Source organism: Methylobacterium sp. J-070 (assembly GCF_022829385.1).
In the GTDB taxonomy this organism is placed as follows: Bacteria; Pseudomonadota; Alphaproteobacteria; order Rhizobiales; family Beijerinckiaceae; genus Methylobacterium.
Genome location: NZ_JAKSXX010000058.1, coordinates 1 through 1,848 on the forward strand (window position 1 = coordinate 1; position 1,848 = coordinate 1,848).

Annotated in this window: 1 protein-coding gene; it reads left to right on the plus strand. The window is 67.6% G+C overall.

All coding sequences use genetic code 11. The features are described from left to right. Nucleotides 1-1,503: 1,503 nt before the first annotated feature. Nucleotides 1,504-1,848 (plus strand): hypothetical protein (locus MKL01_RS03560; RefSeq protein WP_243903858.1); only part of this gene is annotated, 345 nt, incomplete at its 3' end.

The window sequence follows — 1,848 nt, forward strand, 5'->3', positions numbered from 1 at the left end:
GGAAGTCGCCTTTGGCGTCTCGCTTCAGCTTGAGCGCGAGGACGTTGAGGATCATGGGCCGGCTCCGGATCGGAGCGGCAGGCTCGGCGGCTATGACTAACGAGCCGTGAACCTCAGCGCATTCCCGTTTGCGACAGGCCCTTCTGTCCAGCATCAGACGAGCGGTGAACGTCAATCAAATCGGACAGCGCCTGGCGTCTCGCTTCAGCTTGAGCGCGAGGACGTTGCGGATCATGGGCCGGCTCCGGATCGGAGCGGCAGGCTCGGCGGCTATGACTAACGAGCTGTGAACCTCAGCGCATTCCCGTTTGCGACAGGCCCTTCTAAATCGCCTCGGTCTTGAACTGTCTCTCGCCCAGGCCAGTTCTCCGAGGATGTTACAGCGTGGTCCCATCTATGTGGGCGACCTGAAGCCGATTGGCGTGGCCCGGCCCCTCACGGTCGTCAGGCCCAGTGGTCACCGGTCATCTTGGGTTACGATCTCGATCTCCTGCCTATCCACCCTCGCGCTCTTTGCTGCCGGTGCGGCGTGGCTTGAGCCTCACGGCAACTGGGCTTTCACGACGTCCACCCGGCATGCAGGATTGAGGGCGTCCCCCGAAGTTCGGCCTCTGGCTACCTTCCCGCCATGGGTTGAAGTCCCGCATCTGACAGGGCCGCTATCGTCGGAGAACGACCTGGATCCCCCGTCGCCCGCCGACGGTCCCCGCACCTTCCTGGATCCGAACGACGCAGATACGGCCGAGCAGCCGCTCTTCCTGTCGCCGCGCGCCAATCCGCACTTGTCACTCATTGGCCGCGCGCCCCTCGACGCGCCGCGCCTGATGCACGAGCGGCTGCCCGTCTGGAACGAGCGCATCGAACGCCAAGACATTGCGACATCGGCCCCGCCGTCCGCGGCAGCGACCCTTGGGCCGGACGTATCGCAACCATTGCAAGGTCGATCCGATGCGGGGACGACGCGCGCGCGGCCCGCAGATCCCACGCTTACGCCGATCCTGAGCCCTGAGCCCGCCCAGGTACCGGCTCCTGCCGAGGTCGTCGTTCGTCCCGCGCTGACGATCTCCGCTGCCCCTGCGCCCGGACACGTGGCGACGCTCGGCCCTGGTCCTGCGCGGGCGGTGGTAGATCGGACGGATCCGGTCACGCCTGTGCCAGGGATCGGTGCCATGATAGCGCCGACCCTGAACCCTGGACCGGCAAAGCACGCACACACGCTCCGGCGGCCACGTGCGGTGAACACGGTTTCCAGGATGCGGATGCCTTACCGCGACGCCGACCAGACGGCGAGCATCATCAGCCTGCCGGGGACAGTCCGGGCGAGGATCGATGCGGGCACGGTCGCGCATACATCCCTGCACCGCGGGCGCGTCGATCACTCGGCTATCCAATCACCCTCTCCTGCGCCGTCCTCACCCTGGACGCTGCCTTCCGCCCTCGCGCCGACGAACTAGCGCGATGCCGCGGCTCCTCGTTCACCCTCCGCGAAGAAGGAACGCCGTGATGTCCATCCGTTCGATCTGCTGTGCCGCCCTCGTGTCCGCACTGGCCGGACCCGCCTTGGCGCAGGATGCCCCCGCCGCGCCGGACACCTCGGCGGCCACGTGGCAGATGCCCTGGCAGATCGCCCCGATCGGACCGGCCTCCGCCGCCGCCGGTGAGCAGACCATCCTGTCGATGGTGCCCGGAACCGGCCTGGTGAAGGGTACATCCGTCGCCCTGCAGAGGATCGGACAGGCCCTGCCGGAGGTGCCAGGCCGCAACCGCACCGTCGACACCTGCCGGGCGGTCGTCATGAGCGAGGCCGGCAAGGCCGGGATGAAGCAGGTCGAGGCGGTCTCGGCCGGC